The following is a 23,624-nucleotide window of genomic DNA, read 5'->3' on the forward strand; positions in this document are numbered from 1 at the left end:
CTGCCACCTCCTCGCATCGTTTCCCACGTGCCTTCAGGAGGCCCGGCCATGAACCGGGGGCCCTTCCTCGTAAGACCTTCAGCACTCCGCGTCGTGACCCTGCGGCGGTGCCGGAGGGAGCCAATCGGGGTTGCCCCTTACTCCGGGGCAGCCTGTCCTGACCGGGGGCGTCTCTCGACGTTTAGGGTCGCTGGCTTGTTTCCGCGAAGGAGCCTCAGCTAACGAACGGCACCTTGCGAGGGCATAGTACATGGCCGACCTCGAAGGTCCATTCAGGTTCGCCTCCAGCGGGTGATTCCCTAGAGTGGGACCGGAACCCGGTGGAAGGCGGTGTGGTGTGCGTGCGCTGTTCAGGCTCCCGCGCGCCGCAGCCGTGTCCGGATCCACCGTGCTGCTCGCTGCAGCCGCCCACACTGCGGCAGGTGGCTCGCTCCCGGACCCGCTGATCGGGGCCGGGCTGCTCGCCCTCGTGCTCCTGCCGTCCGTCTGGCTGTGCGGGAGAAAGGTCTCGCAGGCAGCGATGGTCGCTGTGCTCGGCGTCGGCCAGCTCACGCTGCACGAAGCGTTCAACGTCCTCTCGCAGTCCTCCGCGACAGTGCCCACCCTCGGGCCGACTGCAGGGCATGTCCACGTCCTCGCGCCACTGGCCGCTCACGCGGCGGGGGCTGCCGGACACTCCGAGGGCACCGGGATGCTCCTCGCCCACGCCCTCGCGACCCTCGCCACAGCGATCCTCCTCGCCAGGGCAGAGGCGGCTCTCTGGGCACTCGGGGACTGGCTGCGGCCGCTCGTGCGCATGCTCGCCCTCCCCGCCCTTCACCCGGCACCGTCCGTTCCGGCCTTCACCCAGGTGATCCTCGCGCGCTCCCGGGGCGTGGCGCGGCTTCCTACGCTTCGCGGCCCGCCGCCGTCGTGCGCCGCCTGAGCCAGCGGCTACCCGACACCCGCACGCCGCGGGATTCCCCTGCTACCGTGCCCGCCGGACGCGGATGCGCCCAGCGGGCCAGACACCTGAAGGCACAACATTGCATACCTCCCTCCGCCGCGCCCTGACAGCCTCGGGCGCGGCCGCCGCCACCGCAGTCCTGCTCGCCGTAGGTGCGGCCGCCGCAAACGCCCATGTGAGCGTGAGCCCCGACGACACCGGGGCCAACGGCTTCACCCATCTGACGTTCAACATCCCCAACGAGTCCCCCACGGCCAAGACGTCCAAAGTGGACGTGAAGCTGCCCACCGACACCCCGTTCACCTCGGTCTCCGTCAAGCCGGTCGAAGGCTGGACGGCGCAGATCGTCACGGCGGACCTTCCGAAGCCGGTGACAGTGGCTGGTGCGACCGTCACCAAGGCGCCCACCGAAGTGGTGTGGAAGGCCAACGACCCCGCCCACCAGATCGGCCAGAATGAGTACCAGTCCTTCTCCGTCTCGGTCGGGCGGCTCCCCGCGGCCGGAACGAACGTGGTCCTGCCGGCCATCCAGACCTACACGGACGGAAGCGAGGTGAAGTGGGACCAGACGGCCCAGGAAGGCCAGCCCGAGCCGGACCACCCGGCCCCGTCGTTCACCACCACGGCCGCAGACGACGCCGCACCCTCGCCGTCGGCATCCGCGTCCGCGCCGCAGACCGCGGCGCCAGCAGCGCAGACGTCGGATGCTACGGCGGCGTGGGGCCTGGGCCTGGGCATCGTCGGCGCGGTGCTCGGCGCAGCCGCGCTCGCCGTCGTCCTGGCAGGCCGCCGCAAGGCGGCTGCCAAGTGAGGGCATCGATGAGGGGTCTTGTCCGGCTGCTGGCCGTCCTCGGCCTCGGCGGCGCGCTGATGCTGCCGGCCGCAGCTGCGCAGGCCCACGACGTCCTCGAGCAGACGACCCCGGCCGACGGGTCCACGGTCCAGAGCGTGCCCGCCTCCGTGGTCCTCACCTTTGACCACACGCCGATCGGGATCGGCACGGAGATCCAGGTGAAGGATCCGGCCGGGACCAATCAGGCGGATGGGGCGCCGAGCATCGTGGACGGCAACGTCACCCAGCCGATCAAGCCGGGTGCGCCGGCCGGCACGTACACCGTGGTGTGGCGCGTCGTCTCAGCGGACTCGCACCCCATCGAGGGAACGTTCACCTTCACGGCGAAGACCGCGGGGGCAGCCCAGACCGGGTCGGCGGCCGCGGGCCAGCAGCAGCCCAGCTCCCCGGAGGCCGCCTCCGCGCCGGGAACAGCTGCGCCGTCGTCCTCCTCCTCGCCGACGCCGGAGCTGTGGATCCCGCTCGCCGCAGCGGCGCTGGTGCTCATCGCGGTGCTCGCGTTCCTGACGCGCAGGGCCGTGCGCCGGGCCGCCGAGGAGTAGGCCTGCCTGCCCTGCGCGTCCCCCTTCCGGCGCGCAGGGCAGCGCTGCACACTGAATGCATGCGCCCGTTCCTCCTGCTCGCTGCTCGCGACCACGACGAGGTTGCCGATGACGAGTACCGCGCGTTCTGCGCGTACAGCGGACTCGCCCCGGAGGAACTGCACCGTGTGCGCGCCGAGGCCGGTCCGCTTCCGGACATCCGCCTCGAGGACTACTCCGGGGTGATCCTGGGCGGCAGCCCGTTCACGGCGTCGGACCCGCCCCAGGAGAAGGGGCCGGTCCAGCGCAGGGTCGAGGCCGAGATCGTGGAGCTCCTGGACCGCATCGCGGACGCGGACTTCCCGTTCCTGGGGGCGTGCTACGGCGTCGGCATGCTCGGCACCCGGATGGGCGCGGTGGTGGACCGGCACTTTGGCGAGCCCGTGGGCCCGGTCAAGGTGCGGCTCTCCGCCGTCGGGCTCCACGACCCGCTGTGCGCGGGCCTCGACCCTGCGTTCCACGCGTTCGTGGGCCACAAGGAGGCGGTGCGCACGCTCCCGCCCGGTGCCGCTCTCCTCGCAGGCTCGGACACATGCCCCGTGCAGATGTTCCGCTTCCGCCGGAACCTCTACGCGACCCAGTTCCACCCCGAGCTCGATGTGCCCGGCCTCGAACGCCGCATCGACGCCTACCGGCATTCCGGATACTTCCCGCCGGAGACCGCCGACGAGGTCAAGGAGCGGGCCAGGACCGTGCGCGTGAGCGAGCCGCAGAAGATCCTCGCGAACTTCGTGGCCCGCTACGCTGGCTAGCATGCCGACCGCCGCTCACCTCCACGCCCTTGACCTCGGCCGCTTCGTGATGGCCTCGCCCTCCAGCTTCCACGCGGCGGCGGAGGGTGCGCGCCGGCTGGCGGAGGGTGGCTTCACCCTTCTGGACGAGGCCGCGGAATGGCCCGTCGGGCCGGGCGCCTACGCGGTGGTGCGGGACGGCGCCCTCATCGCCTGGACCGTCCCCGACGGCGCCGGCCCGGCCACGCCCTTCCGTATCCTCGGCGCGCACACTGACTCGCCCTCGTTCAAGCTCAAGCCCAAGCCCACGACCGGCCGTTTCGGGTGGCTGCAGGCTGGGGTGGAGGTGTACGGGGGCCCGCTGCTGAACTCCTGGCTGGACCGCGAGCTGCGGCTCGCCGGCCGTCTCGTGACGCACGACGGCGCGCAGCACCTCGCGTCCACCGGCCCCCTCCTGCGCTTCCCGCAGCTCGCGATCCACCTCGACCGGGCGGTGAACGACGGGCTGACGCTGGACAGGCAGCAGCACATGAACCCGGTATGGGGCCTCGGCGACCCCTCCGCCGCGGACCTGCTTGCCATTCTGGCGGAGACCGCCGGCCTAGACCCCGCCGACGTGGGCGGATTCGACGTGGTCGTCGCGGACACGCAGGAGCCCGCCGTGTTCGGTGCCGAGGGCGAGTTCTTCGCCTCCGGACGCCTCGACAACCTCTCCTCGATGCACGCCGGCCTGGTCGCGCTGACGCAGTCGCGTGTGTCCGGTGGGGGAGACGAGATCGCCGTCCTCGCCGCGTTCGACCACGAAGAAGTCGGCTCCGCCTCCCGCTCGGGCGCCTCGGGCCCGTTCCTCGAAGACGTCCTGGCCCGGATCGGGGACGGCCTCGGCGCGACGGCGAGCGAGCGCCGTCGTGCGTTCGCCGCATCCTGGCACATCTCCGCGGATGCCGGCCACGCCATCCACCCCAACTACGCCGAGAGGCATGATCCGGCCAACCGGCCGCTGCTCAACGGCGGACCGCTGCTGAAGATCAACGCGAACCAGCGCTACGCCACCGATGCGCCGGGGGCTGCCCTGTGGGCACGGATGTGCGCGGAGGCCGAGGTGCCGTACCAGGAGTTCGTGTCCAACAACGACGTGCCGTGCGGCTCCACGATCGGTCCGCTGACCGCGACGCGGCTGGGGATCCGTACCGTGGACGTGGGCATCCCGCTCCTGTCGATGCATTCTGCGCGGGAGCTCGCCGGTGTGCAGGACCCGTGGCGGCTCTCGAAGGTGGCGGAGAGGTTCTTCGCGGGCTGAGGCGGCCCCTGACGCCGCTCAGTTCGCCAGGTTGATCACGAGGTTGATCGTCGAGGCCAGGATCACCGTGCCGAACACGTAGGCGAGCAGGCTGTGCTTGAGGGCCTCGGTGCGCATCGCGTGGTTCGTGATGGCCGTGTCCGAGACCTGGTAGGTCATGCCCAGGCTGAAGGCCATGTAGGCCACATCGGTGTACTGGGGCGGCTCGTCCTGGTTGAACTGGATGCCCCCATCCGGGTTCGCCGTGTAGTACAGCTCGGTGTAGCGCAGGGTGAAGATCGTGTGCACGAGGAGCCACGAGGCCGCGACGACGAGCAGTGCTAGCAGGGCGTAGAGGGCCTTGGCGGCGCCGTGGGCCTGGTTCGCCGAGACCATCACGATCGCCACGGCGACGATGGCCGCGAGGTTCGCGCCGAGCAGGAGCACGTCGCGGGTCGCGCGGCTGGGGTCCTCCTCGAGTGCGTGGACCTTGGTTTCGGCCGCGTCCATGCGGGCGATGCGGACCCAGACCCAGATGTCGTAGACGAGCGCCGCCGCGCCCCACGCCGCTGCCGGCGCCTGCCACCACGAGTCGAGGAATCCGGTGACGAGCAGGACGGCAAGCGCCACGCCTGCCATGGTCCACAGGCGCATGGACGCCATGCGGGCCTTGGTCGAGCGGGCCCCGGTGGTCTCAGTCTTCATGCGGCAGATCTTCCCACTGCGGGCTGGGAACGGCGCTTGTCCTCCACAGGCTGCGGCCCGGCGTGTCGTCCACATGGCGGAGCCGGAGGCGCACGACGGCGGCCGCTCGCCGCTAGCGTGGGAGAACGGAGGTACTCGGGGTCGGGTCAAGGGCCGGCCCACGATCCGGTAGACTTGTGCAGTCTGTGTGCCTGCATTCCAGTTCCGGGTGAAGATCCGGGAGGAAAGGCGCGCAGTCACGCACATGAACCTCCTGTTGCGGAACGCCCGCAACCGCTTAGCCCAAAGGAGGTGGGTTCACACATGCGTCCTTACGAACTGATGGTCCTCATCGACCCCGAGGTCGACGAGCGCACGGTCCAGCAGTCGCTGGAGAAGTTCCTCTCTGTGATCACCACCGACGGTGGAACCGTCGACAAGGTGGACATCTGGGGCCGTCGCCGTCTGGCCTACGACATCAAGAAGAAGAACGAGGCGATCTACGCCGTCGTGAACTTCACCTCGGAGCCGGCCACGGCGCAGGAGCTGGACCGCCAGCTGTCCCTCAACGAGACGATCCTGCGCACCAAGATCATCCGCCCCGAGGACCAGAAGGTTTCCGCCAAGTAATTGGCGTGACTCCCTCAACCCCAAGTACTTCGATCTTCACGTACGCGTAGAACGGAACCAGGAGGAAGCATGGCAGGCGAGACCACCATCACGGTGATCGGCAATCTGACGAACGACCCCGAACTGCGGTTCACGCCGTCCGGCTCGGCGGTCGCCAACTTCACCGTGGCTTCGACTCCGCGTACGTTCGACCGCCAGGCGAACGAGTGGAAGGACGGGGAGACCCTGTTCCTCCGCGCGTCCATCTGGCGCGAGGCAGCCGAGAACGTCGCCGAGTCCCTCACCAAGGGCATGCGGGTGATCGTGACCGGGCGTCTGAAGAGCCGTTCGTACGAGACCAAGGAAGGCGAGAAGCGCACCGTCATCGAGCTCGAGGTCGACGAGATCGGCCCGAGCCTGCGCTACGCGTCTGCGAAGGTCAACCGCACCCAGCGCTCCGGCGGTCAGGGTGGCGGCAACTTCGGAGGCGGGCAGGGCGGCAGCTTCGGTGGCAACCAGGGCGGCAACTTCGGCGGCGGCAACGCCGGCGGGGGATGGGGCGGCAGCCAGGGCTCTCAGGGCCAGGGCGGCAACTCCGGCGGCTCATGGGGCGGCGGCCAGCAGCAGGACGATCCGTGGGCAACCCCGGGCGTCAGCAACGCCGGCGGCGGCTGGGGCAACGGCAACGACTCCGAGCCCCCGTTCTGATCGACTTCCTTTCCACACCATTCACCATCCCGTGGCTCACGCCACGGGCTCCAGAGACTAAGGAGCTCCACGATGGCCAAGGCTGAAATCCGCAAGCCGAAACCAAAGTCCAACCCCTTGAAGGCCGCTGACATCACCGTCATCGACTACAAGGACGTCGCCCTGCTGCGCAAGTTCATCTCGGACCGCGGCAAGATCCGCGCTCGCCGGGTGACCGGCGTGACCGTGCAGGAGCAGCGCAAGATCGCCCAGGCGATCAAGAACGCCCGCGAGGTTGCCCTGCTCCCCTACTCCGGCGCTGGCCGCGGCTGAGAAGGGAAGCAATCTCATGGCAAAGCTCATTCTGACGAACGAGGTGTCGGGTCTCGGCTCGGCCGGTGACGTCGTCGAGGTCAAGGACGGCTACGCCCGCAACTACCTGGTGCCCCGCGGCTACGCCGTGGCGTGGACCAAGGGTGGCGAGAAGCAGGTCGCCCAGATCCGTGCCGCCCGCGAGGCGCGCGCCCACAAGACGCTCGAGGCCGCTCAGGCCCAGGCCGCTGCCCTCTCGGGTACGCCGGTCCGTCTTGAGGTGAAGGCCGGCAAGGAGGGTCGCCTCTTCGGCACCGTCCGCGCCGAGGCCGTTGCCGGTGCTGTCGAGGCCGCTGGCCTCGGTGCCATCGACAAGCGCCGCGTGGTCATCCCGGGACACATCAAGTCCACCGGCAAGTACGAGGTCTCCGTGCGCCTGCACGACGAGGTCTCCGCCGTGGTCAACCTCGAGGTTGTCGCCGCGAAGTAGTTCGCGTGGCGTGCCCGTCCCGCGACGGGCGGACTTCGAAGGCCCCCTCTGCCTGTTGGCGGAGGGGGCCTTTGCTCTGCCACGGGAATAGGGGCGGCCGCGCCGCCGTTGTCAAACTGTATGCAAACGCATGAACTTCGAGGGCAGGACAGTGATATGGCCGAGAATATCCGCATCGTCGTCATCTCCGCGGGGCTGGGTGTCCCCTCGTCCAGCAGACTCCTCGCGGACCAGCTCGCCGCAGCTGCCGAGAGACTCGCACGCACGGCTGGCTTCGCGCCGTCGGCCGCGATCTTCGAGCTGCGCGACCTCGCCGTGGACATCGCCCACAACTTCGTGACCGGCTACGCCGGGCCCAACCTCGCCGAGGCGATCGCCGCCGTCGAGCGCGCCGACGCGATCATCGCAGTGACGCCCGTCTTCTCCTCGAGCTACAGCGGCCTGTTCAAGTCCTTCATCGACGTCCTCGAGCCCCGCTCGCTCGAGGGCAAGATCGTCCTGCTCGGCGCCACCGGCGGCTCGGCCCGGCACAGCCTCATGCTCGACTACGCGATGCGCCCCCTCTTCAGCTACCTCCGCACACGGATCCTGCCCACCGCGGTGTTCGCTGCCCCCACAGACTGGGGCCAGGGCGACGGCGGTCCCGCTGCGGCAGCGGGCGGCCTCACCGCCCGGATCGAGCGTGCGGCCACCGAGCTCGTGCAGGAGCTCGCGCGCGAGCACCGCACGGGATCCCAAGGAAGCCGCTCCGACCGCGGCAGTGGCACCGGCCTCCCCGCAGTGGCGACCCGGCCGGAGGACAAGTCCTTCGAGGAGCTGCTCGCCGACCTCACCGGCCGCTCCCTCTGAACCGCGCCGCCGGACGTACCATGGCCGGATGCACCCCGTATCCGAGCACGTCCCCGCGCCCCAGCCCGCACCGGTCTTCGACGGCCACAACGACCTCCCCTGGGCCCTGCGGCAGGACTTCGGATACAGCGTCGCTGCGGCGACGCTCGACCAAGGCCAGCCGCGCCTCCACACGGACATCCCCCGGCTGCACGCCGGGGGAGTCGGCGCCCAGTTCTGGTCCGTCTTCGTCCCCTCCACGCTGGCCCCAGCAGAGTCGGCCGTCGCCACCCTCGAGCAGATCGACTGCGTCCGCCGCATCGTCGACGCCCATCCGGACACCTTCGAGCTGGCGACCTCGGCGGCCGAGGTGCGTGCCGCCGTCGCACGCGGGAGGATCGCCTCGCTCATGGGTGCTGAGGGCGGCCACAGCATCGCCGGCTCGCTCGCGGTCCTACGGATGCTCGCCGACCTCGGCGTCCGCTACATGACTCTCACCCACAATGACGACCTGCCCTGGGCGACCTCCGCCACCGGCGCCCTCATGGAGCGCGGGGCGGATCCGGGGCTGAGCCCGTTCGGCCGCGAGGTCGTCGCGGAGATGAACCGGATCGGGATGCTGGTGGACCTCTCCCATGTGTCGCCGCAGACGATGCTCGACGCCCTCGCTGCCACCACCCGGCCCGTCGTCTTCTCCCACTCCTCCACCCGGGCCGTCTGCGGCCACCCGCGCAACGTCCCGGACGAGGTGCTCGAGCTGCTCCCGGCCAACGGCGGGGTCCTCATGGTCACCTTCGTGCCCAAGTTCGTCTCCGAGGCCTGCCGCGAGCACGCCCTCGCCGTCCGGGACCGGCGGCGGGAGCTGGGCCTGCCGACCGGCTTCCACGACGTGGCGCCCGAGGAGGACCCGGACGCGGCGGCGGAGTTCGCCGAATGGCTCGGTGCCCACCCCGCGCCCGAGGCGACGATCGACGACGTCGTGCGCCACCTCGAGCACTCCCGCGACGTGGTGGGGCCGCAGCACCTAGGCCTCGGGGGGGATTTCGACGGCACCACGGACCTGCCGCGCGGGATGGACGGTGTGGCCGGCTACGCGCCGCTGCTCGCGGCCCTGACCGAGCGCGGATGGGCACGGGAGGACCTCGACGCCCTGTGCTTCGGCAACGCCATGCGCGTCCTGGAGGCCGCGGAGGCGCCCCAGTCCTGAGGGGTCCTCAGTGCTGAGTGAGCCCTAGAGGAGCGCGACGAACGCGCGAGCGTCCTCAATGGTGATGTCGGAGTGGCGGCGCAGCATCTGGGCGGCGTCCTCGGCGTCGCCGATCTGGGCGAGGGCCTTGATCTCGTTGTAGATCTCGTCGTTGAGCATGTTGGAGGCGACCTCGAGCGTCTCGCGGCCGTTGCTCACAATCGCGCGGTAGCGGTACGGGAAGACCTGCGGGCGCGGCTCGTCACGATAGCTCTGGGAACTCTGAACCGCAGGCTCCGTGGGCTGCTCTGCCCTGCTGGCGGGGGCGGGGCGGTCCTGCGCGCCATGGCCGGTCCCGTGCTGCTGCTCCGGCTGCTGTTCCTCGGGCTGGGGACGCACGACGGCGCGCGGCGGCTCGGGCGCGGCGGGCGCCTCGGGTGCCGGCGCGGCGTCGCGCGCGGACTCGCCACGCCCCGCGTCAGGACCGGCGGCATGCCCTCCGTGGAACTGCTGGGGATAACGGTCCATGAGGATCACGGCGTTGCGTGCCTCCACGAGCCCCGCACCGGTGGCCTGACGGTACGCGGCTACGGCCTGGACGGTCAGGCCTCGGGCGATGAGCGAGTAGACCTCGCGGTGCTCTCCTTCCGTCAGCCGGGCGGAGGCTGCTGCAGCGGCGTCGGGGCCGCCGGACAGCGCGCCCTCGACGGAGGCCTTGCTGCGCTTCGCGCCGGCGCGGACCAGGAGAATGAGCGCCACGGCGACGGCTAGGAGGATCAGGAGCGGAGGCAGGAGGTTTTCCATCAGGGCTTCTCGGGTGGCGGCGTGTGCCTTTCCAGCGTAGTGCCTGCCGTGCGTGCGGGGCGAGGCAGCCGATAGATGTGCTGTGCGGCATAGAGGGTGGGCCCTCCCACCAAGTATGTGGCACAGCTCACATTCAGGCCGTTTCTATACGGGTGCGCGCATCTCTCTGCGCCGAGTGGTCTGCGCGGCCTGTGGATTGGAGCTGTGGAAAGTTTTTCTTGATCCACAGCGTGTCAACAGAGTTTCCGCAGGTCAGACGGTACTTCTTCTAGTCAGATTCAAGTTATCCACACTTGTCCACAGGTCCTGTGAACACTTACTGGCGGGTTACCCACACGTTGTCCACAGCCGCGGTGGACGGCGGGCTTCACGGCTGTCGGTGGGTGCGGATACGGTGTGCACGTCCCTCCGGAGGGCGCCCCCGCGGGCCTCCTGCCGGATGAAGCGCTAGGTGTCCGAGGTGTTGCCTGTGTCCACGTCCCACGTCGATTCCGCCCCGGCCTTCCGGGACTCGGACGCCGGCCGGACCCCGCCCCAGGACATCGTGGCCGAGCAGTCCGTCCTCGGCGGCATGATGCTCTCCAAGGACGCGATCGCGGACGTGGTCGAGGTACTCCGCGGCGTCGACTTCTACCGCCCGGCGCACGAGGCGATCTACGAGGCCATCATCGACCTCTACGGCAAGGGCGAGCCCGCCGATGCCGTGACCGTCTCGGACGAGCTCACCAAGCGCGGCGAGATCAACCGGGTGGGCGGTCCGGCCTACCTCCACGAGCTCATCCAGTCCGTCCCCACCGCCGCCAACGCCGGCTACTACGCCGAGATCGTGGCCGAGCGCGCCGTCCTGCGCCGTCTCGTGAGTGCCGGGACCAAGATCGTCCAGCTCGGCTACGGGCAGGACGGCGAGGTCGAGGACCTCGTCAACCAGGCCCAGGCCGAGGTGTACTCCGTGGCCGAGCGCCGCGCCGCGGAGGACTACGTGCCGCTCTCCCAGGTCATGGAGGGCGCCATGGACGAGATCGAGGCGGCCGGGCATCGCGGCGGCGGCCTCACGGGGGTGCCCACCGGCTTCTACGAGCTCGACGAGCTCACCCACGGCCTCCATCCGGGCCAGATGATCGTCATCGCCGCGCGACCCGCCGTCGGCAAGTCGACCTTCGCCCTCGACTTTGCACGCTCTGCGGCCATCAAGCACAAGATGGCCACCGTCTTCTTCTCTCTCGAGATGGGACGCAACGAGATCGCGATGCGCCTCATGAGCGCGGAGGCGTCCATCCAGCTCCAGGACCTGCGCCGCGGCTCGCTGCGGGACGAGCAGTGGTCCAAGATCGCCTCGGTGCTCGGCCCCCTGAACGAGTCCCCGCTCTTCATCGACGACTCGCCCAACATGTCCCTCATGGAGATCCGTGCCAAGTGCCGTCGCCTCAAGCAGCAGCACGATCTCAAGCTCGTGGTGCTGGACTACCTCCAGCTCATGACCTCGGGCAAGAAGGTCGAGAGCCGCCAGCAGGAGGTCTCCGAGTTCTCCCGCGCCCTCAAGCTCCTCGCGAAGGAGCTCAACGTCCCCGTCATCGCGCTCTCCCAGCTGAACCGCGGATCCGAGCAGCGGCAGGACAAGCGGCCGATGGTTTCCGATCTGCGCGAGTCCGGCTGCCTCACGGCAGATACCCGTGTCCTGCGCTCGGACACGGGGGCCGAGACCACCTTGGGCGAGCTGTTCGCTTCCGGGGCAAAGGATGTCCCCGTGTGGGCTCTTGATGAGAGCCTCCGCTATGTTGAGCGACACCTCACGCATGTGTTCTCGACGGGGGTCAAGCCGGTGTATCGGCTCACCCTGGCATCTGGACGGACCGTGCGGGCAACTTCGAACCACCCGTTCTTCACCTACGAGGGGTGGAAGCCCCTCGGCGATCTGGCGGCCGGCGATCGTCTGGGTGTTGCGCGGCACGTGAACGGCCCCTCAGAGCGGGCCGAATGGGACGACCGGCAGGTCATCATGCTCGCGCACCTCATCGGCGACGGGTCCTTCGTGCGCAGGCAGCCGATTCGCTATGCGACCAAGGACGAGGCCAACGTCACCTCAGTAACCGAGGCGGCAGCATACTTCGGCATTACGCCCATCCGAGACGACTATGCAGCGGCCCGCTGCTTAACCCTCCGGCTTCCCGCGCCGTTCCGTCTCACCCGTGGGAAGCGCAATCCGATTGCGGCATGGCTCGACGGTATGGGACTTTTCGGTGCGCGGAGCTACGAGAAATTCATCCCCCAATCCGTCTTCGCGTTGCCGAAGCGGCAGATCGCGCTGTTCCTCAAGCACCTGTGGGCAACCGACGGCTCGGTCACGGTAAACAAGGCCGGAACAGCGGGACGCGTGTACTACGGATCGACGTCACGACGGCTGGTTGACGACATTGCGCGCCTCCTCTTGCGGTTCGGCATCACCGCGCGGATCAGGATCGCTACCCCCAAGGCGGACTATCGCCCCGGCTACACCCTTGATGTCTCCGGTGCCGACGATCAGCGCCGCTTCCTCCAGGAAATTGGGGTCTCTGGCGAAAGGTCTGCGAACGCGGAGAGGCTTCTGGACATTGTTCGCGCCACGACCGCCAACACGAACGTCGACACCGTCCCCAAGGCCGTCTGGGACGACGTACGCCGCGTGCTCGCCGAGAGCGGCATGACGCATCGCCAGTTCCAAGCTGCCCTCGGAAGCCAGTACTGCGGGTCCACCCTATTCAAAGTGTCGCCGTCTCGGGAACGGCTCTCGCGCGTGGCCGAGATCCTCGGGTCGGCGGACCTCGAGATCCAAGCACTCAATGATCTGTTCTGGGACACCCTGGTGAGCATTGAGCCCGACGGTGAGGAAGAGGTCTATGACGCGACGGTCCTCGGAAGCCACAACTTCATCGCCAATGGGATCGCCGTCCACAACTCCATCGAACAGGATGCGGACATGGTCATCCTGCTCCACCGTGAGGATGTCTACAACAAGGAGTCACCCCGCGCGGGTGAGGCGGACATCCTCGTGGCCAAGCACCGCAACGGCCCGACCAAAGACATCGTGGTGGCATTCCAGGGCCACTACTCGCGCTTCGCGAACATGGCGGCCGACTCCGGCGGCGAGGGCGGCGGGTTCTAGCGAATTGGCGACGGAGGGTCTGTATTGGGCGGGCGCTCACGTCTCCGTCGACGAGAGCGGGCGCCAAGCGCGTACCCAAAGCTTCTGTCCAAACCGCGGTGATCCATGCCACTCTGGTGGGGCCGGTCCGCTCGGGACGGCGCAGACTCGAGGGGGTGCCCGTGACGCAGCCGCGCCTCGAGGCAGCCCTCACTGTCTTCGACGACCCGACGGCCAAGGCGCGTGAGCTGCTCCGACTCCACCGCTCGTGGCGGTCCACGCTCGAGGTCCCGGGGCCGGTGCGGACAGTCGTGGCCCGGGCGTGGCAGCGGCAGGGTGCCGAACCGGCCTCCCGCCGCACGCTCGCCGATGCTGCGCTAGCGGAGCGTCGAGAACGGGCAGCCGCCCTCTCCTCGGTGCTTCCCCTCCTCAGGGACCGGCTTATGCCGCTCGCTGCCGAGGCCGGCAACGAGCTCGTGGTGAGCGACGACGAGGGCTACGTCCTGTGGGTGAGCGGCCCCGCGGCGGTGCGCCGCAAGAGCGAGCAGCTCGGATTCATTCAGGGGGCCCGTTGGCGCGAGCGGGACGTCGGCGTCAATTCCTTGGGCACCGCGATGGAGGAGCGGCGACCAGTCCAGATCTTCGGGCCCGAGCACGGCGCCGAGGAGCAGCACACGTGGGTGTGTACGAGCGCTCCGATCCTCGGGCCCAAGTCCGGCGCGCCGCTCGGCGTCGTCACACTCTCCGGCTCGTACCGCACCGCCCATCCGCACACGCTCTCGCTCGTGAGCATGACCGCGCGCGAGGCGATGGACCTCCTGGGACGCGAGCACGACGGCGAACTTCGCCGCCTCGCGCTCCTGGCGGGAGGCGGCTCGGGCGTGGTCGGGCGGCGTCTCGTGGTGGACGACGCCGGCTGGGTAGCCGTCGCCGACGGGTTCGGGGTCGGGGACCGGATACGCCTCCCGGCCGGTCTGGCGGACGGCGTTCACTGGGTGTCCGGTGTGGGGCAGATGCGGGCCGAGCGCCTCGACGGAGGCTGGGTCCTGCACCCTGCCCATGGCCGAGCCGAGCTGCACCTCAAACCCGGGCCGCCGCCGTCGGCCGTCCTCGGATCCGCAGGCGGGGAGACCGAGATCCCGCTGACGGCGAGGCACTTCGAGCTGTTGGCGCTCCTTGCCGAGCAACCGCATGGACTGGAGTCGCGGGAGGTTCTTGCCCGCCTCAAGGGGGTCCAGACGGAGGTCACCGTCCGTGCTGAGTTCTCACGCCTGCGCAAGCGGCTCGGCGGCCTCATCGAGAGTCGGCCGTACCGCCTGACGGTGCCCGCCGTCGTCGTGCGCTGACCCAAGGCGACCCCGCATCGCAGGGAAGTGACCCCTCATCGCGGGCAAGTGACCCCGCATAGCAGGGAAGTGACCCCCCATCGTTGCGGGGTCGCGTCCCGTCGGTTGCGGGGTCCTTGGCCACGGCTGCAACGTTCTGCAACGCTCCCGCAGATGTGACGCACGCCATACGTTCGTACGCATCGACCCAGGCGTTCAAAGGAGAAGTGCGATGAGTGATGCAGCACTGCAGGGTGCGAGGACGTGGTTCGCGGACCTCGAGGAGGCGTTCGCCGCGGGCGACGTCGGGGCAGCGGCCTCGCTGTTCGGCGATGAGAGCTACTGGCGCGACCTGGCCAGCCTCACCTGGAACATCCACACCGCCGAGGGCCGGCGGGAAATCGAGGCCATGCTGGCCGCCGTCGGCCCAGAAGCCTGGCCCCGTGAGCTCGAGGTGACGAGTGCGAGTGAGGCAGACGGCGTGACCGAGGCCTGGTACACCTTCCGGAACAAGGCGTTCCACGGAAAGGGGCTCGTGCGCCTGCGCGACGGGAAGGCGTGGACGTTCCTTTCCAGCGCGCAGGGTCTCAACGACTTCCCGGAGCCCTCCGGGCCGCGGCGTGAGCGCGGGGCGGAGCACGGCGTCAACGCCTCGACGCACAACTGGCTGGACCGCCGCACCGCTCGCGCGGAGACGTTCGGCATCGACGAGCAGCCCTATGTGCTCGTGGTGGGCGGCGGGCAGGGTGGGATCGGGCTGGCCGCCCGGCTCAAGCGCCTCGGGGTCCCGGCCCTCGTCATCGACAAGCACCCGCGGCCGGGGGACCAGTGGCGTTCGCGGTACCACTCGCTGTGCCTCCACGACCCGGTCTGGTACGACCACATGCCCTACCTGCCCTTCCCGGACCACTGGCCGGTCTTCACCCCCAAGGACAAGATGGGCGACTGGCTCGAGCACTACACCCACCTGATGGAACTGGACTACTGGTCCAACACCGAGGCCACGGGCGCGAGCTTCGACCAGGACGCCGGCCGGTGGACCGTCCGCGTCACCCGCGAGGGGCGGGAACTCACCCTCACCCCGACGCACCTCGTCATGGCGACCGGCATGTCCGGTATCCCCAGCATCCCGACGCTGCCGGGCCAGGACGTCTTCCGCGGCGACCAGCACCACTCCTCCCAGCACCCCGGCGGGGCGGAGTACGCGGGCAAGAAGGTCGTGGTGGTCGGATCGAACAACTCGGCGCACGACATCTGCGCCGACCTGTGGCAGAACGGGGCCGAGCCGACCATGCTCCAGCGCTCGAGCACCCACATCGTCAAGTCTGACTCGCTCATGGAGGTGGTCCTCGGGCCGCTCTACTCCGAGGAGGCCCTGGCCAACGGGATCGACCACGAGACTGCGGACCTCATCTTCGCCTCCATCCCGTACAAGGTCCTGCCAGACTTCCAGCGGCCAGCCTTCGATGAGATCCGCGAGCGGGACAGGGACTTCTACGACAGCCTCGAGCAGGCCGGCTTCCAGCTGGACTTCGGCGACGACGACTCGGGCCTCTTCCTCAAGTACCTCCGCCGCGGCTCGGGCTACTACATCAACATCGGCGCCTCCGAGCTCATCGCGAAGGGCGCCATCCGGCTCGCGAACGGCCAGGTCTCCCACCTCGAGGAGGACGCGGTGGTGCTCGACGACGGCACGCGCCTCGAGGCGGACGCCGTGGTCTACGCGACGGGATACGGCTCGATGAACGGCTGGGCCGCCAAGCTCATCTCGCAGGAGGTCGCGGACAAGGTCGGCAAGTGCTGGGGCCTCGGCTCCGACACGACCAAGGACCCCGGGCCGTGGCAGGGCGAGCTGCGCAACATGTGGAAGCCCACCCGGCAGGAGAACCTCTGGTTCCACGGCGGCAACCTGCACCAGTCGCGGCACTACTCGAAGTACCTCGCCCTCCAGCTCAAGGCACGGCTTGAGGGCCTCGACACCCCCGTCTACGCGCTCGCGGAGACGTTCCACACCCACTGATCGCGGCAGTGGCAGGCACGACGGCGCGGTGCCGGGTCAGCGGTGGCCGGCGCCGCGCCGTCGTGCGTGCCTCCCATCTGGGCGCCGTCCGCAGGGCCCCACGCGCCTCAGGAGACGCAGAGGCAGAACGGGTGGCCCGCAGGGTCGAGGAAGACGCGGAAGGTCGTGCCGGGCTGATGTTCGGCCTTGGCGGCGCCGAGGGCGAGGACGGCCTGCTCGGCGTCGTCGAGATCGTCCACCATCACGTCGAGGTGCATCTGCTGGGGGACCTCCTGCCCGGGCCACTGGGGCGCCTGGTAGCCTTCCACGCCCTGGAAGGAGATGCACTGGCCGTGGTCGGCCCGGATCTGGCCCCACCCGGCGGACGCCTCCTCGACCGTCCAGTCCAGAAGGGCCGCGTAGAACCGTGCGAGGGCCGCGGGGTCGGGGCAGTCGATGACGACATTGGGGAAGCGTGCGATAGCCATGTGCTCAACCTACGGCGCCCTGCGGACAGGATGTGTCCGCTGCTGTCCCGCCGAAGCACTATGACGCCTATCACTCCCCTCCGTGGCCGCCGCTACGTTGCGCCCACGTTTCAGGAAACCCACCAAAGGACAGAAGTTGCACCACAGGAAACGGAATTGGGCACTCACACCGAAGAAACTGGCTCGGACTGTGCGATGCTCTGTGCCCGGCGAGGCGGAATAGGTTCACGATGGAACCCGCCATCTGACCCCCGTGACATGGAAGTGAGCCTCATGGCTTCCCAACCCCAACTCCACAAATCCCTCAAGCCCCGCCACTTGTCGATGATCGCCATCGCGGGCGTCATCGGCGCCGGGCTCTTCGTCGGCTCCGGCGCCGCGATCCATCAGGCCGGTCCCGGAATCCTCCTCGCCTATGCCGCCGCGGGCGTCGTCGTCATCCTCGTGATGCGCATGCTCGGCGAGATGGCCGCGGCGAACCCCGAGACGGGCTCCTTCTCGGCCTACGCGGACAAGGCCCTCGGGCGCTGGGCCGGCTTCAGCATCGGCTGGCTCTACGCCTGGTTCTGGATCATCGTCCTGGGCATCGAGGCCACGGCCGGCGCCGCGATCATGCACCGGTGGCTCCCCGGCGTGGACCAGTGGGTGTGGGCGCTCGTGCTGATGATCGCCCTGACGCTGACCAACGTGTGGAGCGTGAAGTCGTACGGCGAGTTCGAGTTCTGGTTCGCCTCGGTCAAGGTGACCGCCATCGTGCTGTTCCTCATCGCGGGCATCGCCGCGATCTTGGGCCTCATCCCGGGCGTGCCGGCTCCGGGGACCACCAACCTCCTCGGCCACGGCGGCCTGATGCCGAACGGCGCCGGAGCCGTCCTCGCGGGCATCCTGGTCGTGGTCTTCTCGTTCTTCGGTGCCGAGATCGCCACGATCGCCGCCGGCGAGTCGGCGGACCCCGTGAGCGCGGTCCGCAAGGCCGTCAACTCGGTCGTGTGGCGCATCCTGGTGTTCTACATCGGCTCCATGGCCATCGTCGTGACCCTCCTGCCGTGGGATGACGCCTCCGTGGCCAAGAGCCCCTACGTGGCCGTGATCGAACGCTTCGGAATCCCGGGAGCGGCGACCATCATGGACATCGTCGTCCTCACGTCCGTCCTCTCGTGCCTCAACTCCGGCCTCTACACGGCCAGCCGCATGATCTTCTCGCTCTCGACCCGCGGCGACGCCCCCGCGTCCTGGGGCCGCATCTCCGGCCGCGGCGTGCCGGTCCGCTCTGTCCTCGTCTCGACCGTCGTCGGGTTCATCACCGTGGGACTGAACTACCTCTGGCCGGACACGGTCTTCCTCTTCCTCGTGAACACGTCGGGCGCGATCGCCCTGTTCGTGTGGCTCGTCATCTCGGCCTCGCAGCTCGTGCTGCGACGCCGCGCCGACGCCGCGGGGACCAAGCTCGAGATCCGGATGTGGCTGTTCCCGTACCTGACGTGGGCCTCCATCATCGCGATCGTCGCCCTGCTCGTGGGGATGCTGTTCCTCGACGACACCCGTGACGAGCTGATCCTCTCCGCCGCGCTGGCCGCCCTGGTCATTGCGATCGGCGTCCTGAGGTACCGGCGCCGCGGCGTGGCTGCGCGCCCGCACACCACGGCGGACGACGACGCCGAGCTCCTCGAGGAGGACGCCGAGGCCCACGGCCACGGGGCGTAGCCTCCCTCCGCACCGCAGCAGCGCGGTGGTGCGCACGACGGCGCGGTGCCGGTCCGGCGGGACCGTGCGCCGCGCCGTCGTGCTTCAGGCGACGGGTGCGTCAGGCCGCGCCGGTGAGGAACACCGCGGAGGTCTTGCCGGCGAACGGCACTCCCCTGAAGCGGGCCTCGAGGAGCCGCGCCACCTCCTCCGTGATGCGGCCGAGGTCCCCGTAGCCCTCCGAGAGCTCATTCGCCAGCGGCGTGCCCCGAACATGCGAGACGGCGATGGCGCGCGCGGAGGCGGGCGCGTTCTGGTGCTCGACCGTGTGCGCCGCGATGCCCGAGAAGCCCGCCGCCTCGAGCTCGGAGCGGATGAGGTCCTCGTCGTTGTAGGCGAACGGCACACGCCGGAAGAACCGCGGCGGCCGTCCGGGGAAGAGCGAGGCGAGGGCCTGCTCCACGAGGAGGGCCGCCTCGTTGTCTTCCAATGTGCTCCACACGGCGGCCGAGAGGCGGCCGCCCGGCCGCAGCACCCGGCGCGCCTCGGCGTAGGCCCGTGCCCTGTCGGGGACGAACATGAGGCCGAACTGGTTCACGACCGCGTCGAAGGATTCGTCCTCGAACGGGAGCGACTGGGCGTCGGCCTGCTGCCAGCGGATCCTCTCCGAGGCGGGGAGTGCCTTAGCGGCCTGGCCCAGCATCGCGGGGTTGAGGTCCGTGGCGGTGATGGTGGCCTCCGGGAGGATCCGGTGCAGCTCGCGGGTCAGGGCCCCGGTGCCCGCCGCCGTCTCGAGGACCGTGGCGGGGTCGCCCGTGGCGACGTGCGCGGCGAGGTCCGCGGAGAAGTCCGTGAAGACCATGGGCACGAGGACGGTGTCGTAGAGCTCGGGGATCGAGCCTGTGAAGGCTGCGTCGGCGGACATGCGATCAGTATCCCGCCGGCCTTCCGTGAGGGGGAGGTCTGGACGCGTCATGGACGGCCGGTGTGTTCCGGGCCCGTGCCACGCGCGGCCTCGGGCCGGAAACCGGCCCTCGCTCGCGTGCCGAGCAGCTGCTCGACGGCGTCTGCCCCTGCAGCAGCCCCGCCGGCGGCGCGGTAGCCGGCGGAGACCCGCAGGGCGGCGTCGGCCATCCCCGCCGCCCGGTGCACGGCCTCGCGGAGCCGCTCCGGCGTGAGCCTGCCTTTGGCGATCCGCACCCCGGCACCAGCATGGTCCACGCGGGCGGCGACTTCGAGCTGATCGCGTCCGAACGGCACGACCACGCACGGCACGCCCGCCGCGAGGGCCTTCTGCGTGGCACCCATCCCCCCGTGCGTGACCGCCACGGCAGCCCGCGAGAGGACGGCGGAGTGCGGGACGAAGCGCTCGACCCGGACGTTCGCGGGCAGCGGCCCGAGGTCGGCCACGCCAGCCGGCATCGTCACGACGACCCTGTACGGCTCATCGGCGAGGCCGGTGACGGCAGCCCGGGCGAGGGCCTCGTCCGCCTGGTACTCCGAGGAGGTGGTGACGAGGACGAACCGGTCTCCGGGCTCCTCCGCCCAGGGAGGCGCGGCCGACGGCGGTTCCCACGGAAGTGCGCCGATCGCCCGGACCGAGGGCAGCCAGTCGGAGTGGTGGTAGTCGAACGGCTCGGAGGTCGTGACGAGCATGAGCGGGGCCGACCGGAAGAACGCGTCCACGTCGGCCGCGGCCGGGAGGCCGCGGGAGGCGCGGGCCTCGTTGATCGCCGGCAGGAAGCGCTTCTCAACCTGGCCGAGGACGAGGGGCCGGAGCACGGCGTCGCGCAGTCTGCCCAGCGGGCCGCCCATCGGGGCGAGGCCGGGCCCGAACGGCGGGGTGCCTGTGGAGCGGATCGGGGGGATGTACGGGCTGAACGTGGCCCACGGGCCGCCCCACGCCTCGGCCGCCATCAGCGCGCCCCAGGCGTTGATGTCGACCACGACGGCGTCCGGCGCAACCGTGCGGAGGGCACGTTCGAGATCGGGTCCGTCGAGTGCGGCGCGGCGGGCGAATACGTCTCCCGTGGCCGAGAGGGCCTCGAGGCTGTTGCGCGCGCCGAAGTCGTGGTGCTCGATCGCCTCGACGCCTGGGTCGATCGGCTCGGCGTCGAGCCCCAGGCCGCGCAGGAGCCCGACCTGCGAGGCGAGGGTGCGGACGTGGACCCTGTGCCCGCGCGCCGCGAGCTCGAGCAGGAGCGGCATCATCGGGAAGAGGTGCCCGAGTGCCGGAGAGGTGTAGGCGAGGACGGTAGGCATGGCGACCTTCTAGGGTGTGGCTCCGCGGTCCAGCAGCGGCTCGAGGAGCTCGGTGAGGGCGAGGATGTACTGGGGGCGGCTCAAGCCGGAGTCTAGGCGGAGCAGCTTCCAGGTGTAGACGTCGCATACGGCGACGAGCTGGGCGAGGCGGCGCGCGCGCTCGGCGCCCGCGAGCCCCTCCAGGGAGGGTGCGAAGACCCGCTCGCACCACTGCCGGTGGTAGGCGCGTCCGCGCCCTGTGATCTCCTCCATGACGGGGGAGTCGTGTTCTTCGGCGAGCATCTTGAGGGCGAGGCGGCTCGAGGCCTCGTAGTGCTCGGCGAGGTTCTCGAGGATGCCGACGAGGTCCCCCACGGGAGCGGAATCCCGTGCGCTCGCCACCGTCTGGAAACCGTGGGCGGCGGCCGCCGCGTTGAGCCCGTCCTTGTCCCCGAAGCGCCGGAGGACGGTCTGGACCGTGACCCCCGCACGTTCTGCGACGTCGCCGAGCGTGATCTGGGAGAGGGGGCGTTCGAGGAAGAGCTCGCCCATGGCGTCCAGGATCCGCAGCCGGGTCTCTTCCGAGGCTGCCGCCCGTTTCGTCATCACGTAAGGCCGTGTCCCGGCCCCGGATTTCATGTCAATCAGACTAACGCGAAATTTGGGCCCCTGTCGAGCCCTTCTCTGGACTGTCGGAGGGCCGGTCTACAGTGGGTCGCATGAGCCGGAGGGAACGCATCGACGAGCGGCGGGCGGGCGCCGCGACCGCCGAGCGGTCCACCACGCGGGAGATCCTCCGGCTCGCCGTACCCGCCTTCTTCGCACTGATCGCTGAGCCCCTGTTCCTCCTTGCCGATTCGGCCATCGTGGGCCACCTCGGTGTCGACCAGCTCGCAGGCCTCGGCCTGGCCACGACAGTGCTGCAGACCGCCGTCGGGCTCATGGTGTTCCTCGCCTACGGCACGGGTCCCGCCGTGGCGCGCTTCCTCGGCGCGGGCAGGATGGGCCACGCGATGGCCGCCGCGCGCGACGGCGCGTGGCTGGCGCTGCTGCTCGGCCTGGCGCTCGCGGTGCTCGGCTGGGCGTTCGCCCCGGCGATGATCGGGCTCCTCGGCGGCTCCGGTGCTGTGCACGCCTTTGCGGTCGACTACCTCGTGTGGTCGATGCCTGGACTCGTCGGCATGCTCCTCGTCTTCGCCGGCACCGGCGCCCTGCGCGGGCTGCAGGACACCCGGACGCCGCTCGTGGTTGCGACCGTCGGTTTCACGGCGAACATCCTGCTCAACCTCCTGTTCGTCTACGGTCTTGGGTGGGGGATCGCCGGGTCCGCCGTCGGCACGAGCGTCGCGCAGCTGGGCATGGCGGCGGTCTACCTCGCGATCGTGCTGCGGCGCATGCGGCACGAGGGCGTCGGCGTCACCCCGAGCCGCCGTGGCGTACTCGGCGCCGCGCACGTCGGATCGTGGCTCATGCTCCGTACCCTCACGCTTCGAGGGGCGATCCTCGCGGCCGTGGTCGTCGCTGCGCAGCAGGGCGCCGCGAACCTTGCCGCCCACCAGCTCGCCATGACCCTCTTCAACTTCCTCGCGTTCGCCCTGGACGCCCTCGCGATCGCAGCGCAGGCCCTCATCGGGAAGGAGCTCGGGGCCTCCCGCGCCGTCCGGGCACGCGAGCTCACGGGCACCATGGTGCGGTGGTCGCTCGCCTACGGTCTGGCCACCGGCGCCCTCCTCGCCGGGGTGGCCCCCTGGGTGGGCTGGATCTTCACGCCAGACCGCTCAGTCCACGAGGCCCTCGTCCCCGCGCTCCTGGTGCTGGCCGCGAGCCAGCCCGTCTGCGGGTACGTGTTCGTCCTCGACGGCGTGCTCATCGGAGCCGGCGATGCCCGGTACCTCGCCCTCGCGGGAGTGCTCAACCTCGTGGTCTACGCCCCGCTCATCGTGTGGGTCGGCGCCTCCGGCATCGGCGGTCCCACCGGTCTGATGTGGCTGTGGGCGGCCTTCGCCGGCGGCTACATGCTCGCCCGTGCGGCAACGCTGGGCCTGCGCGCCCGAGGGGACGCGTGGATGGTGCTCGGCGCGCACTGACTAGACTTGGCCCGTGCCTGAAACCCCTTCCACCCCGCCGCAGCCGGCCACGCCCTCCCCGGCCCCGGCCGCTTCGGCCCCCGACGCACGACGCCGCGCGCTCGCTGCGCCCGTGCTGCTCCGGGCGGCGGTTGCCCTCGTGTTCGGGGCGATCACGGTCTTCTGGGGAGCGCCCTCGCCCATCGGCGCCGCTTCCTGTCTCGCCGCCTTCTTTGTGGGCCTCGCCGTGGCCCGCGCGTGGCTGCTCCGGCGCGAGGGCGGCGCGTCTGCGGGTGGCTCGGCCCCGACGGGCCTGAGCCGCGCCGTCGCCTCGGCCGGGTACGGCCTCGCGGCTGCCGTGGGACTCGGCCTCGTGGCTGCTCCGACCGGCACGGTGCTGGGAATCGGCGGGGCGGTCGCATTCGCCCTCACCGGGGCCGCCGACCTCGCGACCGGTTTCCGCGGACGGGGCTGGAGCCCCCTCGCGCGGGACGAGCTGATCGCCGGCGTCGTGCATCTCGGCACCGCCGTCCTCCTGCCGTTCTTCGCGGGGCTGGGGCCCCACGCAGTCCTCGGCGTGGCGGGCGGGGCGGCCATCATCACCGGTGTCCTGCTGGCCATTGCCGGCCTGTCCCTGCGGCACGATTCCGCTCCCACCGCGCCGGTGGCCTAGAATTGATGCGTTCTACCTTGCGTAGAACCATCTTGATTCCC

At 70.1% G+C, this 23,624-nt stretch carries 23 protein-coding genes and 1 riboswitch; of the genes, 17 read left to right on the plus strand and 6 right to left on the minus strand.

Features of this window, described 5'->3' with window-relative positions:
* Positions 1-56: 56 nt before the first annotated feature.
* Positions 57-233, minus strand: a riboswitch (M-box (ykoK) riboswitch).
* 104 nt (positions 234-337) lie between these two features.
* The 5 genes from IE231_RS16565 (at position 338) to IE231_RS16585 (ending at position 4,411) form a co-directional block, all read left to right on the plus strand.
* Positions 338-925: a hypothetical protein gene (locus tag IE231_RS16565; RefSeq protein WP_189695102.1), complete on the plus strand. Its 588-nt coding sequence runs from the start codon at positions 338-340 to the stop codon at positions 923-925.
* Between the two features lie 100 nt (positions 926-1,025).
* Positions 1,026-1,757 carry a YcnI family copper-binding membrane protein gene (locus IE231_RS16570; protein WP_229867288.1) on the plus strand — a complete coding sequence of 244 codons (732 nt, stop codon included), beginning with the start codon at positions 1,026-1,028 and terminating at the stop codon, positions 1,755-1,757.
* 8 nt (positions 1,758-1,765) lie between these two features.
* Positions 1,766-2,341, plus strand: coding sequence for a copper resistance CopC family protein (locus IE231_RS16575; protein WP_189695104.1), 576 nt, complete (start codon positions 1,766-1,768; stop codon positions 2,339-2,341).
* A 59-nt stretch (positions 2,342-2,400) separates the two neighbouring features.
* Positions 2,401-3,132 carry a glutamine amidotransferase gene (locus tag IE231_RS16580; RefSeq protein WP_189695105.1) on the plus strand — a complete coding sequence of 244 codons (732 nt, stop codon included), beginning with the start codon at positions 2,401-2,403 and terminating at the stop codon, positions 3,130-3,132.
* Between the two features lies 1 nt (position 3,133).
* A complete protein-coding gene (locus tag IE231_RS16585) occupies positions 3,134-4,411 on the plus strand; it encodes a M18 family aminopeptidase (RefSeq protein WP_189695106.1) in 1,278 nt (425 codons plus the stop codon).
* Between the two features lie 18 nt (positions 4,412-4,429).
* Here the strand turns inward: IE231_RS16585 and IE231_RS16590 are convergent, their stop codons facing one another.
* Positions 4,430-5,095: a DUF1345 domain-containing protein gene (locus tag IE231_RS16590; RefSeq protein WP_229867290.1), complete on the minus strand. Its 666-nt coding sequence runs from the start codon at positions 5,093-5,095 to the stop codon at positions 4,430-4,432.
* Positions 5,096-5,398: 303 nt separating this feature from the next.
* On the opposite strand from IE231_RS16590, the gene rpsF reads away from it, so the two are divergent.
* The 6 genes from rpsF to IE231_RS16620 all read left to right on the plus strand — a co-directional run bounded on the left by rpsF (position 5,399) and on the right by IE231_RS16620 (position 9,207).
* Positions 5,399-5,704, plus strand: a complete 306-nt coding sequence (gene rpsF, locus IE231_RS16595; RefSeq protein ID WP_189695107.1) for a 30S ribosomal protein S6 — start codon at positions 5,399-5,401, stop codon at positions 5,702-5,704.
* Between the two features lie 69 nt (positions 5,705-5,773).
* Positions 5,774-6,391 (plus strand): single-stranded DNA-binding protein, encoded by a 618-nt coding sequence (locus tag IE231_RS16600; RefSeq protein WP_189695108.1) that lies wholly within the window; start codon positions 5,774-5,776, stop codon positions 6,389-6,391.
* A 72-nt stretch (positions 6,392-6,463) separates the two neighbouring features.
* On the plus strand, positions 6,464-6,703 hold the full coding sequence (rpsR, locus tag IE231_RS16605; protein WP_010144869.1) for a 30S ribosomal protein S18: 240 nt from the start codon (positions 6,464-6,466) through the stop codon (positions 6,701-6,703).
* A 16-nt stretch (positions 6,704-6,719) separates the two neighbouring features.
* Entirely contained in the window at positions 6,720-7,172 is a 453-nt protein-coding gene (gene rplI, locus IE231_RS16610; protein WP_189695109.1) for a 50S ribosomal protein L9, read from the plus strand.
* 156 nt (positions 7,173-7,328) lie between these two features.
* On the plus strand, positions 7,329-8,021 hold the full coding sequence (locus IE231_RS16615; RefSeq protein ID WP_189695110.1) for a CE1759 family FMN reductase: 693 nt from the start codon (positions 7,329-7,331) through the stop codon (positions 8,019-8,021).
* A 28-nt stretch (positions 8,022-8,049) separates the two neighbouring features.
* Positions 8,050-9,207 carry a dipeptidase gene (locus tag IE231_RS16620; RefSeq protein ID WP_189695111.1) on the plus strand — a complete coding sequence of 386 codons (1,158 nt, stop codon included), beginning with the start codon at positions 8,050-8,052 and terminating at the stop codon, positions 9,205-9,207.
* Between the two features lie 24 nt (positions 9,208-9,231).
* Here the strand turns inward: IE231_RS16620 and IE231_RS16625 are convergent, their stop codons facing one another.
* Positions 9,232-9,990, minus strand: coding sequence for a hypothetical protein (locus tag IE231_RS16625; RefSeq protein ID WP_189695112.1), 759 nt, complete (start codon positions 9,988-9,990; stop codon positions 9,232-9,234).
* Positions 9,991-10,459: 469 nt separating this feature from the next.
* Between IE231_RS16625 and IE231_RS16630 the strand changes: the two genes are divergently transcribed.
* The 3 genes from IE231_RS16630 to IE231_RS16640 all read left to right on the plus strand — a co-directional run bounded on the left by IE231_RS16630 (position 10,460) and on the right by IE231_RS16640 (position 16,453).
* Positions 10,460-13,129 carry a replicative DNA helicase gene (locus IE231_RS16630; protein ID WP_189695113.1) on the plus strand — a complete coding sequence of 890 codons (2,670 nt, stop codon included), beginning with the start codon at positions 10,460-10,462 and terminating at the stop codon, positions 13,127-13,129.
* Between the two features lie 161 nt (positions 13,130-13,290).
* Positions 13,291-14,454: a helix-turn-helix domain-containing protein gene (locus IE231_RS16635; protein ID WP_189695114.1), complete on the plus strand. Its 1,164-nt coding sequence runs from the start codon at positions 13,291-13,293 to the stop codon at positions 14,452-14,454.
* 211 nt (positions 14,455-14,665) lie between these two features.
* Complete coding sequence (locus IE231_RS16640; protein ID WP_189695115.1) at positions 14,666-16,453, plus strand: NAD(P)/FAD-dependent oxidoreductase; 1,788 nt, start codon at positions 14,666-14,668, stop codon at positions 16,451-16,453.
* Positions 16,454-16,560: 107 nt separating this feature from the next.
* Here IE231_RS16640 and IE231_RS16645 read toward each other — a convergent pair whose 3' ends face one another.
* The gene (locus tag IE231_RS16645) at positions 16,561-16,920 is read right to left on the minus strand and encodes a VOC family protein (RefSeq protein ID WP_189695116.1); all 360 of its coding nucleotides are present in this window, start codon (positions 16,918-16,920) and stop codon (positions 16,561-16,563) included.
* A 273-nt stretch (positions 16,921-17,193) separates the two neighbouring features.
* Between IE231_RS16645 and IE231_RS16650 the strand changes: the two genes are divergently transcribed.
* On the plus strand, positions 17,194-18,624 hold the full coding sequence (locus tag IE231_RS16650; RefSeq protein ID WP_189695117.1) for an amino acid permease: 1,431 nt from the start codon (positions 17,194-17,196) through the stop codon (positions 18,622-18,624).
* 100 nt (positions 18,625-18,724) lie between these two features.
* Here IE231_RS16650 and IE231_RS16655 read toward each other — a convergent pair whose 3' ends face one another.
* The 3 genes from IE231_RS16655 to IE231_RS16665 are packed head-to-tail and all read right to left on the minus strand — an operon-like array spanning position 18,725 to position 21,483.
* Positions 18,725-19,528 (minus strand): class I SAM-dependent methyltransferase, encoded by an 804-nt coding sequence (locus IE231_RS16655; RefSeq protein WP_189695118.1) that lies wholly within the window; start codon positions 19,526-19,528, stop codon positions 18,725-18,727.
* 47 nt (positions 19,529-19,575) lie between these two features.
* On the minus strand, positions 19,576-20,865 hold the full coding sequence (locus IE231_RS16660) for a glycosyltransferase (protein WP_189695119.1): 1,290 nt from the start codon (positions 20,863-20,865) through the stop codon (positions 19,576-19,578).
* 9 nt (positions 20,866-20,874) lie between these two features.
* Complete coding sequence (locus IE231_RS16665) at positions 20,875-21,483, minus strand: TetR/AcrR family transcriptional regulator (RefSeq protein WP_189695120.1); 609 nt, start codon at positions 21,481-21,483, stop codon at positions 20,875-20,877.
* Positions 21,484-21,563: 80 nt separating this feature from the next.
* Here IE231_RS16665 and IE231_RS16670 point away from each other — a divergent pair, with 80 nt between their 5' ends.
* A complete protein-coding gene (locus tag IE231_RS16670) occupies positions 21,564-22,931 on the plus strand; it encodes an MATE family efflux transporter (RefSeq protein ID WP_189695121.1) in 1,368 nt (455 codons plus the stop codon).
* A 13-nt stretch (positions 22,932-22,944) separates the two neighbouring features.
* Positions 22,945-23,583 carry a hypothetical protein gene (locus tag IE231_RS16675; RefSeq protein WP_189695122.1) on the plus strand — a complete coding sequence of 213 codons (639 nt, stop codon included), beginning with the start codon at positions 22,945-22,947 and terminating at the stop codon, positions 23,581-23,583.
* The last annotated feature ends 41 nt before the right edge of the window (positions 23,584-23,624 follow it).

This window comes from Sinomonas cellulolyticus (assembly GCF_014656475.1).
Lineage (GTDB): Bacteria > Actinomycetota > Actinomycetes > Actinomycetales > Micrococcaceae > Sinomonas > Sinomonas cellulolyticus.

What these genes read in the sequence shown, in the direction of transcription:
- IE231_RS16640 (WP_189695115.1), top strand. Translation starts at nt 14,666, where the DNA reads ATGAGTGATGCAGCACTGCAGGGTGCGAGGACGTGGTTCGCGGACCTC.
- IE231_RS16620 (WP_189695111.1), top strand. Translation starts at nt 8,050, where the DNA reads ATGCACCCCGTATCCGAGCACGTCCCCGCGCCCCAGCCCGCACCGGTC.
- IE231_RS16625 (WP_189695112.1), bottom strand. Translation starts at nt 9,990, where the DNA reads ATGGAAAACCTCCTGCCTCCGCTCCTGATCCTCCTAGCCGTCGCCGTG.
- rplI (WP_189695109.1), top strand. Translation starts at nt 6,720, where the DNA reads ATGGCAAAGCTCATTCTGACGAACGAGGTGTCGGGTCTCGGCTCGGCC.
- IE231_RS16655 (WP_189695118.1), bottom strand. Translation starts at nt 19,528, where the DNA reads ATGTCCGCCGACGCAGCCTTCACAGGCTCGATCCCCGAGCTCTACGAC.
- IE231_RS16580 (WP_189695105.1), top strand. Translation starts at nt 2,401, where the DNA reads ATGCGCCCGTTCCTCCTGCTCGCTGCTCGCGACCACGACGAGGTTGCC.
- IE231_RS16650 (WP_189695117.1), top strand. Translation starts at nt 17,194, where the DNA reads ATGGCTTCCCAACCCCAACTCCACAAATCCCTCAAGCCCCGCCACTTG.
- IE231_RS16585 (WP_189695106.1), top strand. Translation starts at nt 3,134, where the DNA reads ATGCCGACCGCCGCTCACCTCCACGCCCTTGACCTCGGCCGCTTCGTG.
- IE231_RS16660 (WP_189695119.1), bottom strand. Translation starts at nt 20,865, where the DNA reads ATGCCTACCGTCCTCGCCTACACCTCTCCGGCACTCGGGCACCTCTTC.
- IE231_RS16670 (WP_189695121.1), top strand. Translation starts at nt 21,564, where the DNA reads ATGAGCCGGAGGGAACGCATCGACGAGCGGCGGGCGGGCGCCGCGACC.
- IE231_RS16575 (WP_189695104.1), top strand. Translation starts at nt 1,766, where the DNA reads ATGAGGGGTCTTGTCCGGCTGCTGGCCGTCCTCGGCCTCGGCGGCGCG.
- IE231_RS16645 (WP_189695116.1), bottom strand. Translation starts at nt 16,920, where the DNA reads ATGGCTATCGCACGCTTCCCCAATGTCGTCATCGACTGCCCCGACCCC.
- IE231_RS16615 (WP_189695110.1), top strand. Translation starts at nt 7,329, where the DNA reads ATGGCCGAGAATATCCGCATCGTCGTCATCTCCGCGGGGCTGGGTGTC.
- IE231_RS16600 (WP_189695108.1), top strand. Translation starts at nt 5,774, where the DNA reads ATGGCAGGCGAGACCACCATCACGGTGATCGGCAATCTGACGAACGAC.
- rpsR (WP_010144869.1), top strand. Translation starts at nt 6,464, where the DNA reads ATGGCCAAGGCTGAAATCCGCAAGCCGAAACCAAAGTCCAACCCCTTG.
- IE231_RS16665 (WP_189695120.1), bottom strand. Translation starts at nt 21,483, where the DNA reads ATGAAATCCGGGGCCGGGACACGGCCTTACGTGATGACGAAACGGGCG.
- rpsF (WP_189695107.1), top strand. Translation starts at nt 5,399, where the DNA reads ATGCGTCCTTACGAACTGATGGTCCTCATCGACCCCGAGGTCGACGAG.
- IE231_RS16590 (WP_229867290.1), bottom strand. Translation starts at nt 5,095, where the DNA reads ATGAAGACTGAGACCACCGGGGCCCGCTCGACCAAGGCCCGCATGGCG.